The organism is [Clostridium] scindens (assembly GCF_019597925.1).
In the GTDB taxonomy this organism is placed as follows: Bacteria; Bacillota; Clostridia; order Lachnospirales; family Lachnospiraceae; genus Clostridium_AP.
The window spans coordinates 2,155,271-2,174,968 of sequence record NZ_CP080442.1 but is presented as its reverse complement, the minus strand read 5'-3'; the positions used below and the strand labels follow the sequence as shown (position 1 = coordinate 2,174,968).

At 48.7% G+C, this 19,698-nt stretch carries 22 protein-coding genes; 20 read left to right on the top strand and 2 right to left on the bottom strand.

Annotated elements, in window-relative coordinates; genetic code table 11:
• Nucleotides 1–10: 10 nt before the first annotated feature.
• The 16 genes from K0036_RS10545 to K0036_RS10470 all read left to right on the top strand — a co-directional run bounded on the left by K0036_RS10545 (nucleotide 11) and on the right by K0036_RS10470 (nucleotide 14,566).
• Nucleotides 11–502 carry a Gx transporter family protein gene (locus K0036_RS10545; protein ID WP_025643331.1) on the top strand — a complete coding sequence of 164 codons (492 nt, stop codon included), beginning with the start codon at nucleotides 11–13 and terminating at the stop codon, nucleotides 500–502.
• A gap of 8 nt (nucleotides 503–510) precedes the next feature.
• Complete coding sequence (ruvA, locus tag K0036_RS10540) at nucleotides 511–1,122, top strand: Holliday junction branch migration protein RuvA (RefSeq protein WP_025643332.1); 612 nt, start codon at nucleotides 511–513, stop codon at nucleotides 1,120–1,122.
• A 15-nt stretch (nucleotides 1,123–1,137) separates the two neighbouring features.
• Entirely contained in the window at nucleotides 1,138–2,145 is a 1,008-nt protein-coding gene (gene ruvB, locus K0036_RS10535) for a Holliday junction branch migration DNA helicase RuvB (RefSeq protein ID WP_025643333.1), read from the top strand.
• 66 nt (nucleotides 2,146–2,211) lie between these two features.
• A complete protein-coding gene (gene zapA, locus K0036_RS10530) occupies nucleotides 2,212–2,625 on the top strand; it encodes a cell division protein ZapA (RefSeq protein ID WP_220429694.1) in 414 nt (137 codons plus the stop codon).
• 38 nt (nucleotides 2,626–2,663) lie between these two features.
• Nucleotides 2,664–4,826 (top strand): peptidase U32 family protein, encoded by a 2,163-nt coding sequence (locus K0036_RS10525; RefSeq protein ID WP_220429693.1) that lies wholly within the window; start codon nucleotides 2,664–2,666, stop codon nucleotides 4,824–4,826.
• 8 nt (nucleotides 4,827–4,834) lie between these two features.
• Nucleotides 4,835–6,307, top strand: coding sequence for an FtsW/RodA/SpoVE family cell cycle protein (locus K0036_RS10520; protein ID WP_220429692.1), 1,473 nt, complete (start codon nucleotides 4,835–4,837; stop codon nucleotides 6,305–6,307).
• A gap of 37 nt (nucleotides 6,308–6,344) precedes the next feature.
• On the top strand, nucleotides 6,345–7,676 hold the full coding sequence (locus K0036_RS10515; RefSeq protein WP_220431299.1) for a peptidoglycan D,D-transpeptidase FtsI family protein: 1,332 nt from the start codon (nucleotides 6,345–6,347) through the stop codon (nucleotides 7,674–7,676).
• A 17-nt stretch (nucleotides 7,677–7,693) separates the two neighbouring features.
• Complete coding sequence (locus tag K0036_RS10510) at nucleotides 7,694–8,017, top strand: hypothetical protein (protein ID WP_025643337.1); 324 nt, start codon at nucleotides 7,694–7,696, stop codon at nucleotides 8,015–8,017.
• Between the two features lies 1 nt (nucleotide 8,018).
• The gene (locus K0036_RS10505) at nucleotides 8,019–9,014 is read left to right on the top strand and encodes a DUF2953 domain-containing protein (RefSeq protein ID WP_220429691.1); all 996 of its coding nucleotides are present in this window, start codon (nucleotides 8,019–8,021) and stop codon (nucleotides 9,012–9,014) included.
• 21 nt (nucleotides 9,015–9,035) lie between these two features.
• Entirely contained in the window at nucleotides 9,036–9,437 is a 402-nt protein-coding gene (locus K0036_RS10500; RefSeq protein ID WP_025643339.1) for a GerW family sporulation protein, read from the top strand.
• Between the two features lie 61 nt (nucleotides 9,438–9,498).
• Nucleotides 9,499–9,636, top strand: coding sequence for a hypothetical protein (locus tag K0036_RS10495; RefSeq protein WP_173694505.1), 138 nt, complete (start codon nucleotides 9,499–9,501; stop codon nucleotides 9,634–9,636).
• A 107-nt stretch (nucleotides 9,637–9,743) separates the two neighbouring features.
• Nucleotides 9,744–9,932 carry a 50S ribosomal protein L28 gene (gene rpmB, locus K0036_RS10490; RefSeq protein ID WP_009248444.1) on the top strand — a complete coding sequence of 63 codons (189 nt, stop codon included), beginning with the start codon at nucleotides 9,744–9,746 and terminating at the stop codon, nucleotides 9,930–9,932.
• A gap of 158 nt (nucleotides 9,933–10,090) precedes the next feature.
• The gene (locus K0036_RS10485; protein ID WP_004606745.1) at nucleotides 10,091–10,450 is read left to right on the top strand and encodes an Asp23/Gls24 family envelope stress response protein; all 360 of its coding nucleotides are present in this window, start codon (nucleotides 10,091–10,093) and stop codon (nucleotides 10,448–10,450) included.
• A gap of 19 nt (nucleotides 10,451–10,469) precedes the next feature.
• Nucleotides 10,470–12,152: a DAK2 domain-containing protein gene (locus tag K0036_RS10480; protein ID WP_173694504.1), complete on the top strand. Its 1,683-nt coding sequence runs from the start codon at nucleotides 10,470–10,472 to the stop codon at nucleotides 12,150–12,152.
• A 106-nt stretch (nucleotides 12,153–12,258) separates the two neighbouring features.
• Entirely contained in the window at nucleotides 12,259–14,289 is a 2,031-nt protein-coding gene (recG, locus tag K0036_RS10475; RefSeq protein WP_220429690.1) for an ATP-dependent DNA helicase RecG, read from the top strand.
• A gap of 70 nt (nucleotides 14,290–14,359) precedes the next feature.
• Complete coding sequence (locus tag K0036_RS10470; RefSeq protein WP_009248447.1) at nucleotides 14,360–14,566, top strand: alpha/beta-type small acid-soluble spore protein; 207 nt, start codon at nucleotides 14,360–14,362, stop codon at nucleotides 14,564–14,566.
• A 91-nt stretch (nucleotides 14,567–14,657) separates the two neighbouring features.
• Here K0036_RS10470 and K0036_RS10465 read toward each other — a convergent pair whose 3' ends face one another.
• Together K0036_RS10465 and K0036_RS10460 are read right to left on the bottom strand one after the other, a co-directional pair.
• Nucleotides 14,658–15,398, bottom strand: a complete 741-nt coding sequence (locus tag K0036_RS10465; RefSeq protein ID WP_220429689.1) for a hypothetical protein — start codon at nucleotides 15,396–15,398, stop codon at nucleotides 14,658–14,660.
• Nucleotides 15,399–15,401: 3 nt separating this feature from the next.
• Nucleotides 15,402–15,728, bottom strand: a complete 327-nt coding sequence (locus tag K0036_RS10460; protein WP_025643342.1) for a PadR family transcriptional regulator — start codon at nucleotides 15,726–15,728, stop codon at nucleotides 15,402–15,404.
• A gap of 167 nt (nucleotides 15,729–15,895) precedes the next feature.
• On the opposite strand from K0036_RS10460, the gene K0036_RS10455 reads away from it, so the two are divergent.
• The 4 genes from K0036_RS10455 to scpB all read left to right on the top strand — a co-directional run bounded on the left by K0036_RS10455 (nucleotide 15,896) and on the right by scpB (nucleotide 19,654).
• On the top strand, nucleotides 15,896–17,239 hold the full coding sequence (locus K0036_RS10455; protein WP_220429688.1) for a D-alanyl-D-alanine carboxypeptidase family protein: 1,344 nt from the start codon (nucleotides 15,896–15,898) through the stop codon (nucleotides 17,237–17,239).
• Between the two features lie 96 nt (nucleotides 17,240–17,335).
• Nucleotides 17,336–18,235 carry a metallophosphoesterase gene (locus K0036_RS10450; protein ID WP_220429687.1) on the top strand — a complete coding sequence of 300 codons (900 nt, stop codon included), beginning with the start codon at nucleotides 17,336–17,338 and terminating at the stop codon, nucleotides 18,233–18,235.
• A 74-nt stretch (nucleotides 18,236–18,309) separates the two neighbouring features.
• On the top strand, nucleotides 18,310–19,059 hold the full coding sequence (locus K0036_RS10445) for a segregation and condensation protein A (protein ID WP_025643345.1): 750 nt from the start codon (nucleotides 18,310–18,312) through the stop codon (nucleotides 19,057–19,059).
• A gap of 16 nt (nucleotides 19,060–19,075) precedes the next feature.
• Nucleotides 19,076–19,654 carry an SMC-Scp complex subunit ScpB gene (gene scpB / locus K0036_RS10440; protein WP_173693402.1) on the top strand — a complete coding sequence of 193 codons (579 nt, stop codon included), beginning with the start codon at nucleotides 19,076–19,078 and terminating at the stop codon, nucleotides 19,652–19,654.
• Nucleotides 19,655–19,698: the final 44 nt, after the last annotated feature.

The window sequence follows — 19,698 nt, the reverse complement described above, 5'->3', positions numbered from 1 at the left end:
GGAAGCACAGGTGAGAAGCAAAGTGGCATATTTCGGCGTGTTTACGGCGCTGGCGCTGATCTTCAGTTATGTGGAGACTTTGATCCCTTTTAATTTTGGGATACCCGGCGTAAAGCTGGGGCTGGCAAATCTGATCATCGTGATTGCCCTTTACAAGATGAGCTTAAGGGAGGCCTATCTGCTGTCGGTAGTCAGGGTCCTGCTTGCGGGATTTATATTTGGCAATTATTTTAGCATCATCTACAGCCTTGCTGGAGGGATCCTGAGCCTGACGGTTATGGCCTTCATGAAGAAGAAAGGCGGATTCAGCATTATGGGAGTCAGCATAGCGGGCGGGGTCTTCCATAATATCGGGCAGCTGGCGGTGGCCATGCTGGTGGTGGAGACGTTCAGCGTCATCTATTATGTCCCGGTGCTTTTGATCGCAGGGATGCTTACCGGGCTCCTCATTGGGATCGTGTCGAACGAGATGCTGAAAAGGCTTGTGAATATACAATTATAGGAGGAGTTATGATATCTTATCTTAAGGGGACGCTGGAAGCGCTGGAAGAGGATAAAGTAGTGATCGATGTAGGGGGAATCGGCTATGGGGTGTTCATGTCCGGACAGGCTATGGGCCTTCTGCCATCAATTGGCAAGGAGGTAAAGATCCATACCTATCTGAATGTAAAGGAAGATGCCATGCAGCTGTATGGATTTCTGACGAAGGATGACCTGGAAGTCTTCAAACTGCTGATCGGAGTCAACGGGATCGGCCCCAAGGGAGGGCTGGGCGTGCTGTCGGCACTAAGCCCGGATGAACTAAGATTTGCGGTAATGTCAAGCGATGTCAAGGCAATCTGCCAGGCGCCAGGCATAGGGAAGAAGACGGCAGAAAAATTGATATTGGAACTCAGAGACAAACTGCGCCTGGAGGATGCATTGGAGCATCTGGCTTCCGAAAATGAGGTGCAGGGCGCGGCTGCTTACCAGGGAGAAGTACAAAGCGATGCCGTCCAGGCTCTGGTAGCGCTGGGATACGGAAGCACGGAGGCCCTCAAGGCTGTAAGGCAGGTGGACATAACGGAGAATATGGAAGTAGAAGAAGTGTTAAAGCAGGCGTTGAAGCTGATGATGTTTTAATGCGGGGTGGGATAGATGAGCAGACGAATTATTACAACAGAGAACCTGGAAGAGGACATCAAAATTGAGAATCATCTGCGGCCGCAGATGCTGGAAGATTATATCGGCCAGGAGAAGGCAAAAGAGACGCTTAAGATCTATATTGAGGCGGCCAAGGCAAGAGGCGAGGCCTTGGACCATGTGTTGTTCTACGGGCCTCCGGGGCTGGGAAAGACGACGCTTGCTGGGATCATTGCCAATGAGATGAATGTGAATATCAAGATTACTTCAGGTCCTGCAATCGAGAAGCCGGGAGAGATGGCGGCGATTCTCAATAACCTGCAGGAGGGAGACGTCCTGTTCGTGGACGAGATCCACCGCTTGAACCGTCAAGTGGAAGAAGTGCTGTATCCGGCGATGGAGGACTATGCGATCGATATCATGATCGGCAAAGGGGCCAGCGCGCGCTCTATACGGCTGGATCTGCCGAAGTTTACCCTGGTGGGCGCAACGACCAGGGCAGGGATGCTGACGGCGCCTCTTCGGGACCGTTTCGGCGTCGTCAACCGGATGGAGTTCTACACGGTAGAGGAATTAAAGACCATCATCCTGCGCTCAGCCAGGGTGCTGGAGGTAGGCATCGATGAGCGTGGAGCTTACGCGCTTGCAAGAAGGTCCAGAGGCACGCCAAGGCTTGCCAACCGTCTTCTTAAGAGGGTGCGGGACTTTGCCCAGGTAAAATATGACGGATATATCACAGAAGAGGTGGCGAATTACGCCCTGGATCTTCTGGATGTGGATAAGGAGGGGCTGGATCAGACGGACAGGGGCCTGCTTCTGATCATGATCGAAAAGTTCCAGGGAGGCCCGGTTGGACTTGATACGCTGGCTGCGGCAATCGGCGAGGATGCGGGGACGATCGAGGATGTATATGAGCCCTATCTTTTGAAGAACGGATTCATCCAGCGGACGCCGAGAGGCCGCGTGGTGACAGACAGCGCGTACCGTCATCTTGGAATTTCACATGAAAATGAAGAAAAGTAGTTGGTTTTTACATCAGTTTAGTTTATAATAGTTTACAGATATTATGAAATTTCGAGGAGGCTTCTAATGGCATCATCAAAAAACTATACAGAAGTATTAATAGGGGGAAAGGTGTTCACCCTCAGCGGCTTCGAAAGCGAAGACTACCTGCAGAAAGTATCCACTTATCTGAATCATAAGATTGAAGAGTGCAGCAACAGCGAAGGATACAGGAAGCAGAGCGCGGAGACAAGAAACATCTTGCTTGCGCTGAATATCGCCGATGATTATTTCAAGGCAAAGAAGCAGGGCGGCACTTTGGAAAGCGATATAGAAGCGAAGGATAAAGAGATGTATGATCTGAAGCATGAATTGATATCTGTTCAGATCAAGCTGGAGAATGCAGAAAAGGCGATGGACAAGTTAAAGGAAGAGAACAAGGATCTTCAGATGAAGATTGTCCAGCTGGAAACAGAGATAAAGAATAATCGTAAGAAATAGGCTGTCTGTGGACAGCCTTTTTTAAAGGAAAGAATGATATGAACAGACACGTTGAAATATTGGCGCCAGCCGGCTCTTATGAAAGCCTCAGGGCCGCGGTGTGCGCCGGAGCTGATGCAGTCTATATCGGCGGCATGCAGTTTGGGGCGAGAGCCTATGCCAAGAATCTGACACAGGAAGAACTGGAAGAAGCCATTGACTATGTGCACATCCATGGAAGGAAAGTCTATCTGACGGTCAATACCCTGCTAAAGGACAAGGAGATCGACCAACTCTATGAATACCTGAAGCCCTACTATGAAAGAGGGCTAGACGGCGTCATCGTCCAGGATGTAGGAGCGGCATCCTATATCCGGGAGTACTTCCCAGGCCTTGCGGTCCATGCAAGCACCCAGATGACCATAACAGGAAGAAGAGGCGCTTCTTTTATGAAGAGCCAGGGCATCGTACGCGTGGTGCCGGCCAGGGAACTGTCTCTGGAAGAAATCCATATCATGAAAGAGGAGACAGGGCTTGAAGTAGAATGCTTCGTACACGGGGCGCTTTGCTACTGCTATTCAGGCCAGTGCCTCCTAAGCAGCATGATTGGAGGCAGAAGCGGCAACCGTGGCCAGTGCGCGCAGCCATGCAGGCTTCCTTACAGCGTGGAGGGAGGCAGGCCTTGCGATCTGATGAGCTTGAAGGATCTATGTACCATTGATCTGCTTCCAGAACTGATGGAGGCGGGGATCGACTCCTTCAAGATTGAAGGGCGGATGAAGCAGCCAGATTATGTGTATACGGTAACAAGCTTATACCGAAAGTACGCAGACCTGTACTGCCGGAAAGGCAGAGCAGGATACCAGGTATTAACAGAGGATAGAGAAAGACTGCTTGGCGCGTATCAGAGAAGGGGTTACAGCGAAGGATACTACCGGCAGCATAATGGGAAGGAAATGATATCTTTCAGACGCCCGCCGGGCCGGGAAGAAGAGATAGAAACATGTCCGGATTATAAAATACAAGAAAAAATTAATGGGAAATTAATACTTTCTTTGGGCCAGAGTGCTAGACTAATACTGGAATACAAGACATACCGCATAGAGTGTGAAGGCCCTAAGCCGGAGCCTGCCATGCGCCAGCCGCTTCAAGCATCCAGAGTGGAACAGCAGATGAGAAAGACCGGGAATACGCAGTTTGCGTTTGAGCGGATGGAAGTGTGCATGGACGCAGACTTGTTCCTGCCGATGCAGGCGCTCAACGAGCTGCGAAGAGACGGACTTGCGGCCTTGTCAGATCGCGTGCTGTCGGATTACCGCAGAAAGGCAAAGAAGACGCAAGAAGTGAAGGAAGAGGCAGCGTCGTCCGGAGAAAGAACGGCTTGCGGGGACGCCAGCCCAGGAAAGGTATCAAAAGACCCGCGGCTCGCTCTCTTAGTCCGCTCCTTAAGCCAGCTTAAGGAGGCAGTGGAATGCAAGGATGCAGAATGCATCTATATAGATCTGCCGCCGCAGGAGATAAAAGAGGCGGGGAGGATGATCTGGTCGGATCATTCCGTGAAAAAGCATTATTTTGCCATGCCTTATATATTCCGGGAAGATGCGGCTCTTAGGCTTGAAAAGGCCTATGAGATGATCCGGTCATCCTTTGACGGCGTACTGATTCGGAACTGGGAGAGCCTCCAATGGCTTTTTGAGCATGCATATGATAAGGAGATACGGGGAGATTATAATCTTTATGCCTGCAATCGTTTTGCCAAGAAGTTTATGAAGGATGGCGGCATCAGCCAGTTCACTGCGCCGGTAGAGTTAAACGCCAGGGAACTGAAGGAACTGGATATTCGGGGACAGTCCTTGATCGCCTATGGATATCAGCCTGTCATGATTACGGCCGGCTGTATTGGAAAGACCATGGATCAATGCGATGCGAAAGAAGGCTGGCTAAAGATCCAGGATCGATATAAAAAGAAGTTTGCAGTTAAAAAATGCTGTGCATACTGTTATAATGTAATCTATAATTCCTCGCCGCTTTATCTGGCGGATAAGGCGGAAGAAATCCTTAGCCTTGGGCCGGGAGAGGTCCGTCTTGATTTCTCTATGGAAGGCCGGGATCAGATGCGCAGAATCATTCTGGACTATGTCAGGGGAATCATCCGGCGGGAAGAGGTACAGGCGCCGGATATGGAATATACCCGGGGACATTTCAAAAGGGGAGTAAAGTAGGTGAAGAATTGGTTAATATAATTGTTGAACTATCCAAATATCTGATCATTATATTGATGACGATGTATACGTACCTTTGCTTCAGTATCTTTGGCTACTATGATCCGGATAAGAAGAAGCGGATGCTTAGGAGGCAGAACGTGCTGATGTTCACGATACATATCATCGCATTTCTGGTGATGTATCTGGAGAAGCAGGATATCAAGCTGCTTGCCTTTTATCTGATGCAAGTGGTACTTTTTGGGACTACCATTTTGCTGTATACGTTTATTTATCCAAAGGTATCCAGATTGGTCGTAAATAATATGTGCATGCTCCTTTGTATTGGCATGATCATGCTGACCAGGCTGAACTATGAAAAGGCGGTCAAGCAGTATGTCATAGCGGCAGGAGCCATCGTAGTCAGTTTCGTGGTTCCGGTCATCATCCGCAAGTTTAAGAAACTGTCGGAATGGAGGAACCTGTATGCCATTGCAGGGATTGTATCGCTTGCGATCGTGGCCGTGGTAGGCCAGGTGTCCTATGGCGCGAAACTTGGGTTTACGGTAGGCGGCATCAGCATCCAGCCTTCGGAGTTGGTGAAGATCATCTTCGTATTTTTTGTAGCGGCAAGTTTCAAGCGGTCGCTGGAATTCCGGAATATTGTGATCACCACGGCTTTGGCGGCATTCCATGTGCTGATTCTGGTGGCATCCAAGGATCTTGGGGCCGCGCTGATCATCTTTGTCGTTTATCTGGCAATGCTCTATGTGGCTACCCGCCAGCCGCTGTATCTCGCGGCCGGACTTGGCGCGGGAAGCGTAGCGTCGGTGGCGGCCTATTATCTTTTTGGACATGTCCGGACGCGTGTCATCGTGTGGAAAGATCCATTTGCGTCCTATGACAATGGGGGATACCAGGTTGCCCAATCCTTATTTGCCATTGGCACAGGAGGCTGGTTTGGAATGGGACTTTTCCAGGGCGAGCCGGATACCATCCCTGTAGCGGATGAAGACTTTATTTTCTCAGCCATATCGGAAGAACTGGGATTGATATTCGCGCTGTGCATGATACTGGTCTGCGTCAGCTGCTATGTCATGTTCCTGAATATTGCCATGCAGCTTCACAACATGTTTTATAAAATGGTGGCGTTGGGACTTGGAACCTGCTATATATTCCAGGTATTCCTAACCATAGGCGGCGTGACCAAGTTCATCCCTTCCACGGGAGTAACGCTTCCGCTGGTCAGCTACGGAGGAAGTTCCCTGCTTAGTACGCTGATCATGTTTGCGATTATTCAAGGATTGTATATATTAAGGGAAGACGAGAAAGAAGATATTGAAAGAAAGAAAAAGGAAAGGCTACGAGCAAAGAGAAGCGGACAAGAGAATAAAAAGAGACCAAGAAAGACGGGAGATGTCCCGGAAAGAGCGCAAAGAAGCCAGCCGAAAGGACAAGCAAAAGGCCAAGGCAAAGCGCGCAAGGAACAAAGAATTCGCTAGGGTAACCTACATCTTCGTCGCCTTATTCCTGGTACTTATGGGCTATATCACCTATTTCCAGGTGGCAAGAAGCCGGGACATCATCCGAAGCCCTTATAATGCAAGACAGGATTCTTATGCTGACCGGGTAGTAAGGGGAAAGATCCTGGATAAGGACGGCAACGTGCTGGCTCAGACGAACGTATCAGAAGACGGCACGGAGACGAGGGAGTATCCTTACGGAAATATGTTTGCCCATGTAGTAGGATACAGCGTGCAGGGCAAATCAGGCCTGGAATCTGTGGAGAACTTTGAACTTCTGACTTCCAATGCGTTTTTCCTGGAAAAGATAAAGAATGAATTCCAGGATAAGAAAAATATAGGCGACAGCGTGGTGACGACCTTAAATCTCAAACTTCAGGAGGCGGCCTATGATGCCCTTGGAAATTATAAGGGAGCCGTGGTCGTGATGGAGCCGAGCACGGGAAAGATCCTGGCTATGGTATCCAAGCCAGACTTTGACCCAAATGCGGTTGCCGAGAATTGGGATTTCCTGAATACCGACCAGGACAGCGCGTTACTGAACCGCGCGACCCAGGGCCAGTATGCGCCGGGGTCTACATTCAAAGTGGTTACGGCTCTTGAGTATATGAGAGAGAATCCGGATTACGAGAATTATGGCTACAACTGTACCGGGGCCATCGAGCAGGATGGGGTGACCATCCACTGCTATAACGGGCATGTACATGGCCAGGTAGGCTTCCAGGACAGTCTGGCCTACTCCTGCAATACCTCTTTTTCCAACATCGGCCTGTCATTAGACATCAAGAATTTTAGAGGAACATCCAAAGAGCTGCTGTTTAATTCCAAGCTTCCTTCCGTGCTGCCTTACAGCAAGAGTTCCTTCTCGCTGGAGCCGGGGGCAGGGAGCGCGGATAAGATGATGACCGCCATGGGGCAGGGAAAGACCCAGGTAAGCCCGTATCATATGGCGCTCATCACTTCTGCTATCGCCAATGGTGGCACCTTGATGAAGCCATATCTGGTGGATTCTGTCACCAATTACACCGGCGCGGTCATCGACAAGAATAAGCCGGAAAAGTATAAAAGCCTGATGACTTCCGAGGAAGCGGCCAAGTTAAAGCAGTACATGTCAGCCGTAGTGGACTATGGAACCGCGTCCGTCTTGAGCGGGCAGAGCTATACGGCCGCCGGAAAGACGGGAACCGCAGAATACAGTTCAGATAAGGAAAAGGATCACTCCTGGTTTATTGGAATGACCAACGTGGACAATCCGGAACTGGCCATCAGCGTGATCATCGAGTCCTCCGACGGGTCTGCCAAGGCGGTCAATGTGGCGAAACAGGTTTTTGATGCCTATTACTATTAGAAAAGAGGAAAATGCGAATGAGGTACTATAAGCATCTCTACCTGATGGAAGGACTGGAGAAGAAGAAAGGCCGAATCATCCGGAAACTGGAAGAGAATAAGTTCCAGGCGAATATCCATATCATTACGCTGTCCCAGAACGAGAAGAACCACTTGGAGATCTATAATTCCGTGCTGCTTCTGCAGCCGGATTATCCCCATGAGGACTTCTTTGTGGTGGGAATTGCAAAAGGATATGAAGATGCGGTAGAATTGGTAGAACAAATTGTCCAGGAAGTGTATAATGAGACAAAAGGAGCTGACATCCGCTCTTATATATTAAAAAAAGAACAGGAAGAGTAAGATGCTACATATTCTATTGCTAATCTTGAAAATCATAGGGATCATAATAGCAGCAATACTGGGGATACTGGTATTGTTAGTTTGCGTTGTTCTTTTCGTGCCGATCCGGTATGAGGCAAGGGCGGAGTTTGACGGCACGCTTAAGGGAGTAAAGGCCAGGGTGAAAGTGACATGGCTTGCGCGCCTTTTTAAGGCAATAGCCGGGTATGAAGGCCAGGAACTGTCATGGAGCGTCCGGATAGCGTGGAAGACGATGAAGAGCGGACAGGATGATAAGAAGACAATCGAAAAAGAGGTGGGAGAATATGACGAAGAACTGGAAAAAGAGTGGAAAGCACTGGAAGAAGAGGTGGAAGAGCTTCCGAAGGAGCGTAAAGGCCATCCGAAGGAAGATGAGGAAGAACCCGGATTACCTGAAAGAACTGAAACGCAGCTGCAAAAAACTGAAGAAGATATGGAAAAGGCAGAAGCCGGGGCTGTCCAGGAAACTAAGGAACGCGACAGCAAAGGTACGAAAGGTAAAGAGGGCATAGGACGGAAGGCAAAAGGGCTATGGGAAAAGGCAAAGGCTCTGTATCAGAAGATAAAATGTACATTCCTTGCGTTCTGTGATAAAATAAAATTATTGCTGGAGAAAAAGGAAAGACTGGCAGAGTTTATTACTGACGAAGTCCATAGGAAGGCATTCTTTAAGGCTAAGGACGAGGCATTCAAGCTGCTTCGCCGCCTGAAGCCTAAGAAGCTTGCGGCAGATCTCCATTATGGATTTGAAGATCCCTGTACGACCGGGCAGATACTGGCGGGGCTTAGCATGCTGTATCCATTCTGGGGCGAGCATGTAAGCATCACCCCGGATTTTGAGCAGAAGGTCCTGGAGGGCAGCCTGTACATCAAGGGCAGGATCCGCATCATCCATTTTGTCAGGCTTATGTGGAACCTGGCATGGTGCAAAGAAGTGCGTATGACATACCGTCATGTGAAAGAGTTTGAATTATAAGCGGGTAGGAGGAGCAAAAATATGGCAGAGAATAACAATTTTAAAGGAACGGTGGAGGCCCTGTTTCATGGGATGGACGGAGTTGTCTCATCTAAGACGGTGGTAGGAGATGCAATTCATATAGGAGATACGATCATTCTCCCTCTGGTGGATGTCTCATTTGCGGTAGGGGCTGGCGCGTTCAACGGAGACAAAAAGGAAAAAGGAGCCGGAGGCATCGGAGGCAAGATGACGCCAAGCGCCGTGCTTGTAATTCAGAATGGGCATACCAGGCTTGTGAATATCAAGAATCAGGATACGATGACCAAGATCCTTGATATGATACCGGATGTGGTAGACAAGTTCAGTTCTTCTAAGGAAGGCAAGATGACGGAAGATGACGTAAAAGATATCCTTGATGAGGCTGATTCTTCCAAAGAATAGTCATGGATTTCCCCCTATGCGCATAGAATATTATAAAACAAGGGCAGGGGTGGCAATAATTATGAAGCGGGTAGTAGGATTCGCCCTGTTCTGGGTGGCGGTTGGCATCATTCTGGCAATGATACTGCCGAACACGTTTGTGGAAGTGCTGTGCATCGCTTTATGCATACTGGCTGGATATAACTTGTTTTGCTGCTAGTATAAGAAAATGAGAAATAGTACTTGCAATTTGATTGCTCTTCTGGTAAAATAACTATTGTTGCGAGTTCGGAATAGAACTTATTATGAGCGTTAGGAGGTGCAGTCATGGCTAAATGTGCTATTTGCGAAAAGGGTGCTCACTTTGGAAACAACGTAAGCCACTCTCATAGAAAATCACCAAAGATGTGGAAATCAAATGTAAAATCAGTTCGCGTGAAAACAGAGGGCGGAGCTACAAAGAAGATGTATGTTTGTACTTCTTGTTTAAAATCAGGCAGAGTTGAGCGTGCGTAAGGAAAATTAAAACTCAGATTTCACTATGGAATCTGGGTTTTTTGTTGTCCTCACAAGGGCTTTTTTGTTGTAATATAGAGGAAAACAGAGTATAATACTCTTATTATTATGTATTGATATTGTGGAAATAAGGATACAAGAATTGGAGGTTTTTAGATATGAAGGGATGTATGAGTACAGATCTTGGCATTATTACGATTGATCCTGAAGTGATTGCAAAATATGCAGGAACCGTAGCCGTTGAATGCTTTGGCATCGTAGGCATGGCTGCAGTGAATATGAAGGATGGATTTGTCCATCTGTTAAAGAGAGAAAGCCTGACAAGAGGAATCCAGGTAGGAATATCCGACGATAATCATATTAGCATTAACTTCCATATTATTGTTGCATATGGCGTAAGCATCTCGGCAGTTACTGAGAATCTGATCAGTAACGTAAAATATAAGGTAGAAGAATTTTCCGGTATGCCGGTAGATAAGATCAATATCTACATTGAAGGCGTCAGAGTCATCGATTAGTTAAGGAGGAGCATTAAAAGTGGCTACAAAAACTATAAATGTGGATATGCTTGCTAAGATGTTTCTGGCAGGCGCGCAGAATATCGAAGCACAGAAGGAATTTATCAATGAATTAAATGTATTCCCCGTACCAGACGGGGATACGGGAACCAATATGTCCCTTACGATCATGGCGGCGGCGAAAGAAGTGATGGCGCTTGAGAAGCCAGATATGAAGGATTTGGCGAAGGCCATATCATCAGGCTCCCTGCGCGGGGCAAGAGGGAATTCGGGCGTAATCCTGTCCCAGCTGCTCAGAGGATTCACCAAGTCGATCCGTGAAGAGAAAGAGATAGACGTGCTGTCATTAGCAGCTGCCTGCGCCAGGGCAAGAGATACGGCGTATAAGGCAGTCATGAAGCCAAAGGAGGGAACCATCCTTACCGTTGCCAGCGGAATTGCTGAAAAAGCGGCGGAGATGGCAGGAGAGACGGAAGACCTGGAAGAGTTCATCCCTGCAGTCATCGAGCATGCCGCGGCAGTGCTTGAGAAGACGCCGGATATGCTTCCGGTACTGAAGGAAGCCGGCGTAGTGGATTCCGGCGGCCAGGGTCTTCTTGAAGTAATCAAAGGCGCTTACGATGCCTTCCAGGGCAAGGAAATCGACTACAGCGCGATAGCGCCCAAGAATGCGTCAGCATCAGCGGGAGCAGTTAAGATCAGCGCGCAGGAGCCGGTGGATATCAAGTTCGGCTACTGTACAGAATTCATTATTCTGACAGAGAAGGAATTTACGGAAGACAATGAGCAGGAGTTCAAGGCATACTTAAGTTCCATCGGTGATTCCATCGTCTGTGTAGCGGATGATGACGTGGTAAAAGTGCACGTGCACACCAATGATCCGGGACTTGCGATCCAGAAGGCCCTGACATTCGGCCAGCTGTCCCGCATGAAGATAGACAATATGCGGGAAGAGCATCAGGAAAAATTGATTAAGGACGCAGAAAAACTGGCAGCGCAGGACGCGGCAAAGGAAATGCCGAAGAAGCCTGAAGAGCCAAGAAAAGCGATGGGATTCATCACGGTCTCCATCGGAGAAGGGTTGAATGAGATATTCAAGGAATTAGGCGCAGACTATATTATCGAGGGCGGACAGACTATGAATCCGAGTACCGAGGATATGCTTAATGCCATTGATCAGGTGAATGCCGACAGTATTTTCATCCTGCCTAACAACAAGAATATCGTGCTTGCTGCGAATCAGGCAAAGGCGCTCGTGAAGGACAAGGAGATTATCGTCATTCCAACCAAGACGGTTCCGCAGGGAATTACTGCGATTATTAATTTTGTTCCGGATGCGGATGCAAAGACGAATGAAGAGACGATGCTGGAAGAGATCAAGAATGTCAAATCCGGGCAGGTGACTTATGCTGTCAGGGATACGAAGATTGACGACAAGGAGATCCATGAGGGAGACATCATGGGCATCGGCGACAGCGGCATTCTGGCAGTGGGCAAGGGAATCGAAGAGACGACGAAGGAGATGCTGTCCCAGCTGGTAGACGAGGATTCAGAACTCATCAGCCTTTACTACGGAGAAGAAGTAAGAGAAGAAGACGCGCAGCGATTTACCGAAGAAGTGGAGAGCCTGTATCCTGACGTAGACGTAGATGCACATTTTGGAGGCCAGCCGATCTACTATTATGTGCTGGCGGTTGAATAAACGGATTATTTTCAGGCAGAATATAAGATAGGGCCAGACCTCTTAAGGCCATAGGGTATTGTCCCTTTGGAACCGGGGGCTGGCTTCTTTTTATGATGGAGCGGATATGATTGAAAACACAAGCATAAAAGAATTAAAGGGAATAGGCGAAAAGACCCAGAAACTATTTGAAAAGGTAGGAGTCTCTACGGTAGGAGACTTAATCAGGTATTATCCCAGAAGCTATGATGTCTATGAAGATCCTGTGCCGATCAGCGAAGTGGAGGAAGGAAAGGTCCAGACGGTGGCCGGAGCTATCTTCGGAAGGGTCCAGGTATCGGGAAACCGTAATATGCAGGTGACGACCATCCATGTCAAAGATCTGACCGGTACCATCAAGGCAGTCTGGTTCCGGATGCCTTTTCTGCGGAACACGCTCGCGGGGGGCGGAAAGATCATACTTAGAGGCAGGGTTACAAACCGCAAGGGCGGCCTTGCGATGGAGCACCCGGAAATCTTCTATCCGGCCGGGAAGTATGAGGAGAAGATTCACACGCTGCAGCCGGTCTATGGGCTGACGGCAGGCCTGTCCAATAATATAGTGGCCAAGGCTATGCATCAGGCGCTGTCCCAGCTGGACCTGACCCGTGAAACACTTCCGGACGAGCTTCGTCTCAAGTATGGGCTTGCCGAATATAACTATGCCATCCGGGGCATTCATTTCCCGGAGGACAAGGAAGTGTTCTATCATGCCAGGGAGCGGCTTGTATTCGAGGAATTCTTAGAGTTCATCCTGTCTATCCGAAAGATGAAGGATAAGAATGAAAGGATCGTGAATGAATACATCGTCCAGAGGAAGCCGGAAGTGGATGAATTGATTGGAAGGCTGCCATATGAACTTACGAAAGCCCAGAAGAAAGTATGGGATGAGATTGCCCATGACATGGCATCGGATACCGCTATGTCAAGGCTGGTGCAGGGAGATGTAGGTTCCGGGAAGACGATCGTGGCGGTGCTGGCTCTTATCAGCGTTGCGCTAAATGGATATCAGGGAGCCATGATGGCGCCGACGGAAGTGCTGGCACGGCAGCACTATGATTCGATTACCCGGCTGCTGGAAGAATACGGGATAAAGATCAAAGTAGAACTTCTCACCGGATCCATGTCGGCAAAAGAAAAGAGGCGAGCCTATGACCGGATCGAATGCGGATATGCCAGGATCATTATCGGCACCCACGCGCTGATCCAGGATCGGGTCTATTATGATTGCCTTGCGCTGGTAGTCACGGATGAACAGCATCGGTTCGGAGTCAAGCAAAGGGAGGCATTTGCAAGGAAAGGCGGAATGCCCCATGTGCTAGTCATGAGCGCGACGCCGATCCCCAGGACGCTGGCAATCATCCTGTATGGCGACCTCGACATCTCCGTGATCGACGAGCTTCCGGCGAACCGTCTGCCAATCAAGAATTGCGTGGTAGATACCAGTTACAGGAATACGGCTTATACATTTATGAAAAAGCAGGTTCGTGAAGGCAGGCAATGCTATGTAATCTGTCCGATGGTGGAAGAAAGCGAGCAGCTGGAAGTGGAGAATGTGCTGGACTATGCGGCCATGCTGCAGGAAGAGATGGGAGAAGGCATTGTGGTATCCTGCCTCCATGGGAGGATGCGCCAGGCCGAGAAGGATGATATTATGGAACGGTTCGGACGCTGCGAGATACAGATCCTGGTATCCACCACGGTGATCGAGGTAGGAATCGATGTGCCCAATGCTACGGTCATGATGATCGAGAATGCCGAGCGGTTCGGACTGGCCCAGCTTCATCAGCTAAGAGGCCGGGTGGGAAGAGGAAAGCACCAGTCCTACTGTATCTTCATGAGCAGCTCCAAGGCGAAAGAAACCCGGGAAAGGCTGAACATCCTGAATGAATCCAATGACGGCTTCAAGATTGCCAGCGAAGACTTGAGGCTTCGAGGCCCGGGCGATCTATTCGGTATCCGCCAGAGCGGCATGATGGACTTTAAGCTGGGCGACATATTCCAGGATGCAAAGGTGCTAAAGATGGCAAATGAGGCCGCGGACCTCCTTTTAAACGCTGAAAACGACTGGTTGAAAAATCTTCCAAAACATGAAGGAACTTCTAGTGTAATTATCTGATTCCTCCATATACTATGGTTGTAACAACAAAGTAAAAAGTTACAAAGTTACAAGAAGGAGGAGTATGACAATGGCAAGTCGTTCATCAAACAGAGCAGCCGTACCTGAAGCAAAGGGTGCATTGGACAAATTCAAATATGAGGTTGCAAACGAATTAGGAGTACCGTTAACAGACGGATACAACGGAGACCTGACATCTAGACAGAATGGTTCTGTCGGCGGATATATGGTTAAGAAAATGATCGAACAGCAAGAGAAGCAGATGGCTGGCAAATAAGCAGGATCATAGTTTAGCAACAACTGATTAGAAAAAGCACCAGACAGGATGAAATAAGACCTGTCGGGTGCTTTTTTCTATATGCGCTCATCTATGCGCTTTTTTTATTCTTGTAGGCGCCGATAATATAGAAAGCGAGAAAAACATAAGGAATCAGGCTGAATATCTGGATGGCAGCCGGATTGGCGGAGGTATGGGTAGCATCCACCGCGATGCCGGCAGTAAAGTTCAAAACATTGTTTAAAATCATGAATCCGATTTCAAAGCCTAAAATGCCCTTGCCCCATTTCATGCACAGGTTCGCATGGGCGGCATCCCCGCAATACTTTTTCGCGATATACCCAGCCTTTCTGTAAAGCCAGCCGATGGCAATGAATATCACGGAAAAAAATAACAGAAGGCCAATATTGCCCAGTGGTATGGCATCCTTGGTACCGCGGTTCATCAGCCATCCAAGCAGGAGGCTTAGGATGCTCCATCCGGCAAAGAGATAGTAAAGCCCTCCCATGATACGGTAGAACCATCCGGCAGCAAATAGGAATGCGCGTCCTCCGGGAACGGTGAAGCCGGCGATGGCATAGATCAGGTCATTGCAGAAGTCCCTGGGCTTCTTGCCAATCATCATATGAAGGGGCTCGTTTCTCTGCTCGCCTTCCATAGCCATGCCTATGATGTCTTTGCGGATTAATTCCACATCGTACTCATCCAGCGGGAAAGAGTGGATGTAATGGAACATCTTATCCACAGTCCGTCTGTTTACAGGAGTAAGTCCCGATTCCATAGAGTAGTTTTCTACCTTCAAAGTTTCCAGGCTGACAGTATTCTCCATCATAGTTCATTCCTCCAATCCAAATATGGCATTCATTGACCGTACGACTTGCTTCCAATGCTGCTTGAACTCTTCCAAATATTGCGCGCCGCATTCCGTTATCGTATAGTATTTGCGGCTGGGACCAAGAGGGGAAGGACGGAATTCAGAAGAGATGATCCCTTTCTTTTCCAGACGGACCAGGAGCGGATAGATGGTGCCTTCCTTGACGTCCTCGAATCCGTAGTCCTGCAGATTGGCTACGATCTCATAGCCGTAAGTCGTCTGGTCTGACAAGATTTTCAGAATGCAGCCCTCCAGTGTCCCGCGCATTAATTGAGACTTATCATACATATTCCCACCTACATTGTACCGCATAATAGTATCTAACTATATTGTACCACATAGTAGTCGGATGTCAACCATAAGAAAGGCGAATTACTTTTTCGACTATTGGCATATTTTTAGAGGCTGCCCATTACAATGGTAATAATAGACTGATACCTACGAGGAGTTGTCGCATGAAACAGATTCTGGCAGCAATTTTAAGCGCCTTGCTCTTTGTACAGCCCGTATTTGCAATGCCGGTCAGGGAACCGGTCTTGTATGCGGATGTACAGGGAGAAGCAGAAGATAATGATGATACGCAAAAGAACGCCAATACGCAGGAACCCGCCGAAGGGCAGGATGCCGCCGATACCCAAGGCACAGCCGAGGGGCAGGATGCCGCCGATACCCAAGATTCTGCCGAGGGGCAGGATGCCGCCGGCGCAGGAAATGAGGCCGGACCTCAGGTCAGCGCTCCATCCGCAATTCTGATGGAAGCGTCCACCGGCCAGATCATATATGAAAAGGATGCAGATGAACAGAGGCCACCGGCTAGCGTGACCAAGATCATGACGCTGCTTCTGATCTTTGACGCTCTGGATTCCGGAAAGATCAGCCTGGAAGATGAAGTCTCCACATCCGAATATGCCGCCTCCATGGGAGGCTCCCAGGTGTTCCTGGAACCGGGCGAGACGCAGACGGTAGACACGATGATCAAATGCATCGCAGTTGCCAGCGCCAATGATGCCTGCGTGGCAATGGCCGAGTACATCTGCGGCAATGAAGAAGAATTCGTAAAGCAGATGAATCAGAGGGCAAAAGGCCTGGGAATGGAAAATACGCATTTCATAAACTGCAATGGGCTGGATACGGATGGGCATCTGACCACTGCCCATGATATCGCGCTGATGTCAAGAGAATTGATCACTACATATCCGCAGATCCACGACTACTCCATGATATGGATGGAGAACATTACGCATACGACCAAAAAAGGAACCACGGAATTCGGGCTGACCAATACCAACAAGCTGGTGAGGCAGTACGAATATGCCACGGGCCTGAAAACAGGCTCCACGGATAAGGCCAAATACTGCGTGTCAGCAACCGCCAAGAAAGACGGGATGGAACTGATCGCAGTGATCATGGCAGCCCCGGATCACAAGCAGCGCTTTACGGACGCTACCACGCTGCTCAATTACGGGTTTGGCAGATGCAATAAGTATGAGGAAGAGAAGGCAAAATCCATTCAGCCTGCCAAAGTATCACGGGGCGTAGCGGCGACGGTAAAGGTTCGGCAGAAGGCGCCCTTTGCCTATATAGATATTACGGGAGCGGACCTTAAGACTATTGAGCGCAAAGTGGCCTTGAACAAGAAGATCAAGGCACCTGTCAAGAAAGGCGACAAAGTGGGAAAAGCAAAATATTTCCTAAGTGGAAAAGAGATTGGCAGTATAGACATCGTGGCTGCTGAATCAGTGGATGAGATCAGTTATAAAAGCGCGATGGGAGACACCGTCAAAAAATTCCTGCTGTAGAAGATAGGGGGCTTTCCCCTATCTTTGCTGTCTATACAGAAGATTGCAAATTCCAAAGATTAATTATATAATGGTTAAGGCGGACATGCCGTAAGGATGGCGGCCGCTGCAGGAGTTAAAGGAGAAGATAGGTTGAATATTCTAATCATTGCTATTGTAATCATCATCTTGGGAATGATCGTTGAAAATATCCGGGAACTGCATGGATTCAGAACAACGGTATATAATATTGCATCCCCTAAGCTGGCGGGGCTGCAGGAAGAGAAGCGGATCGTATTCTTGAGCGATCTGCATAACTACAGTTATGGAGAGGAGAATGGGAGGCTGTTTCAGGCAATTATCAGAGCCCGGCCGGATCTGATCCTGATTGGCGGGGACATGCTGGTAAGAAAGGACGGAAATTCCTATGAAGACACGCTTCGCTTTCTTTGCCGCCTTCCGTCCATCTGCAAGGTATTCTATGCCAATGGAAACCACGAGCAGAAGTTAAAAGAACGGCCGGAAGCATATAGCCAGTCCTATGAAGACTATCAGAGCCGGCTTTTAAGCGCTGGGATCGTATTTCTTGAAAATGAGTCCGTAAGGATTCCATGGGATGGCGAGAGCATCTGCATTACCGGACTTGAGATCGGGCTTGACGGCTACCGGAAGTTTGGAAGGCGGCCGATGGAAGAAGAAGAGATCGAGTCCAGGGTAGGGACGGCGGATTCTTCCTACCAGATACTGCTGGCCCATAATCCTGCCTATGTGGCGGCATATAGAAAATGGGGAGCAGATCTGATACTTTCTGGACATCTCCACGGCGGAATCGTAAGGATTCCGGGAATCGGCGGCGTGATCGCTCCGGACTTTACCCTGTTTCCCAAATACTCGGGAGACATCTACAGGGAAGAGGATGCTACGGTAGTCGTAAGCAAGGGCTTAGGTGCCCACTCCGTCCCCATCCGTCTGTTAAATCCGGCGGAAATGGTAGTTCTTGTGCTGAATGGGGATTAAAACTTGTGAAAAGCAGGAAAATCCTGTATAATAATACAATTGTGACGATAAAAGATAGAGTGTGAGGGATATCTATGGGAATTCCGGTAAAACTGCAGGTCTTCGAAGGACCGCTGGATCTGCTTCTACATTTGATAGATAAAAATAAGATCGATATCTATGATATTCCGATCGTGGAGATCACGAGCCAGTATATGGACTACATCAAGGCCATGGACAAGGAAGATTTGAACATCATGAGCGAGTTCCTTGTGATGGCTGCGACACTTCTGGATATCAAGTGCAGAATGCTTCTTCCGAAGGAAGTCAATGAGGAGGGAGAAGAAGAGGATCCCAGGCAGGAACTGGTGGAGCAGCTGCTGGAGTACAAGATGTACAAGTATATGTCCTATGAACTGCGGGACAGGCAGGTGGAGGGCGAGCAGGTGATGTATAAGGCGCCTACGATTCCACAGGAAGTGCTGGGCTATGTAGAGCCAGTAGATCTGGATGCCCTGCTGGGGGATCTGACCCTTTCCAAGTTAAACCGCATCTTTAAGGATGTGATGAAGAAACAGGTGGATAAGATCGACCCTGTCCGCAGCAAGTTTGGCAAGATCGAAAAGGAAGAGGTCACATTGCCGGATAAGCTTGATTATGTCACGGAATATGCGAAAAGCCATGGCAGATTCAGTTTCCGGGAACTGCTAAAAAAGCAGAGTTCCAAAACGCAGATCGTGGTAACGTTCCTTGCTATTTTGCAGCTGATGAAGGAAGGCGTGATCATGATCCGGCAGGAACAGCCATTTGACGATATTATGATTCTGTCGAAATGTGAATCTTAAGTGTGGGAAAGGTAGTATGGAAGAAGTGGAAATCAACAAATTAGAAGGCGTGATAGAGGCGATTCTTTTCACCATGGGCGAGTCGGTGGAACTGAATAAGATTGCGGCCGCTATCGAGCATGACGAAGAAACGACCAGAAAGATTATACATAGAATGATGGACAAGTATGATGCAGAAGACAGGGGCGTCAGGATTATCGAGCTTGAAGACGCGTTTCAGATGTGTACGAAGACGCAGATGTACGAGTATCTGATCCGGGTGGCGAAGCAGCCTAAGAAGTACGTGCTGACAGACGTCCTGCTGGAGACGCTGTCCATCATCGCCTATAAGCAGCCGGTTACGAAACTGGAGATCGAGAAGATCCGGGGCGTGAAATCAGACCATGCCGTGAATAAACTGGTGGAGTATAACCTGGTGTGCGAAAGAGGCAGGATGGATGCTCCTGGCAAGCCAATCTTGTTTGGCACGACGGAAGAGTTCCTTCGAAGGTTCAGCATCCAGTCGGTAGAGGATCTTCCAAGCCTGAATCCTGAGCAGATGGAAAGTTTTAAGGAAGAGGCGGAAGAAGAGATCCAGTTAAAATTAGATATCTGATGCGTCTTTAAGAATAGTCTTAACCCGGCCTACATATATTGCAA

Excerpts from the sequence above, each read along its gene's own strand:
- K0036_RS10510 (WP_025643337.1), top strand. The coding sequence starts at position 7,694 with ATGAGGTACTATAAGCATCTCTACCTGATGGAAGGACTGGAGAAGAAG.
- K0036_RS10445 (WP_025643345.1), top strand. The coding sequence starts at position 18,310 with ATGGGAATTCCGGTAAAACTGCAGGTCTTCGAAGGACCGCTGGATCTG.
- ruvA (WP_025643332.1), top strand. The coding sequence starts at position 511 with ATGATATCTTATCTTAAGGGGACGCTGGAAGCGCTGGAAGAGGATAAA.
- K0036_RS10515 (WP_220431299.1), top strand. The coding sequence starts at position 6,345 with ATGGGCTATATCACCTATTTCCAGGTGGCAAGAAGCCGGGACATCATC.
- rpmB (WP_009248444.1), top strand. The coding sequence starts at position 9,744 with ATGGCTAAATGTGCTATTTGCGAAAAGGGTGCTCACTTTGGAAACAAC.
- K0036_RS10495 (WP_173694505.1), top strand. The coding sequence starts at position 9,499 with ATGAAGCGGGTAGTAGGATTCGCCCTGTTCTGGGTGGCGGTTGGCATC.
- K0036_RS10455 (WP_220429688.1), top strand. The coding sequence starts at position 15,896 with ATGAAACAGATTCTGGCAGCAATTTTAAGCGCCTTGCTCTTTGTACAG.
- K0036_RS10500 (WP_025643339.1), top strand. The coding sequence starts at position 9,036 with ATGGCAGAGAATAACAATTTTAAAGGAACGGTGGAGGCCCTGTTTCAT.
- K0036_RS10460 (WP_025643342.1), bottom strand. The coding sequence starts at position 15,728 with ATGTATGATAAGTCTCAATTAATGCGCGGGACACTGGAGGGCTGCATT.
- K0036_RS10450 (WP_220429687.1), top strand. The coding sequence starts at position 17,336 with ATGGCGGCCGCTGCAGGAGTTAAAGGAGAAGATAGGTTGAATATTCTA.
- recG (WP_220429690.1), top strand. The coding sequence starts at position 12,259 with ATGATTGAAAACACAAGCATAAAAGAATTAAAGGGAATAGGCGAAAAG.
- zapA (WP_220429694.1), top strand. The coding sequence starts at position 2,212 with ATGGCATCATCAAAAAACTATACAGAAGTATTAATAGGGGGAAAGGTG.
- K0036_RS10485 (WP_004606745.1), top strand. The coding sequence starts at position 10,091 with ATGAAGGGATGTATGAGTACAGATCTTGGCATTATTACGATTGATCCT.
- K0036_RS10505 (WP_220429691.1), top strand. The coding sequence starts at position 8,019 with ATGCTACATATTCTATTGCTAATCTTGAAAATCATAGGGATCATAATA.
- K0036_RS10470 (WP_009248447.1), top strand. The coding sequence starts at position 14,360 with ATGGCAAGTCGTTCATCAAACAGAGCAGCCGTACCTGAAGCAAAGGGT.
- ruvB (WP_025643333.1), top strand. The coding sequence starts at position 1,138 with ATGAGCAGACGAATTATTACAACAGAGAACCTGGAAGAGGACATCAAA.
- K0036_RS10525 (WP_220429693.1), top strand. The coding sequence starts at position 2,664 with ATGAACAGACACGTTGAAATATTGGCGCCAGCCGGCTCTTATGAAAGC.
- scpB (WP_173693402.1), top strand. The coding sequence starts at position 19,076 with ATGGAAGAAGTGGAAATCAACAAATTAGAAGGCGTGATAGAGGCGATT.
- K0036_RS10465 (WP_220429689.1), bottom strand. The coding sequence starts at position 15,398 with ATGATGGAGAATACTGTCAGCCTGGAAACTTTGAAGGTAGAAAACTAC.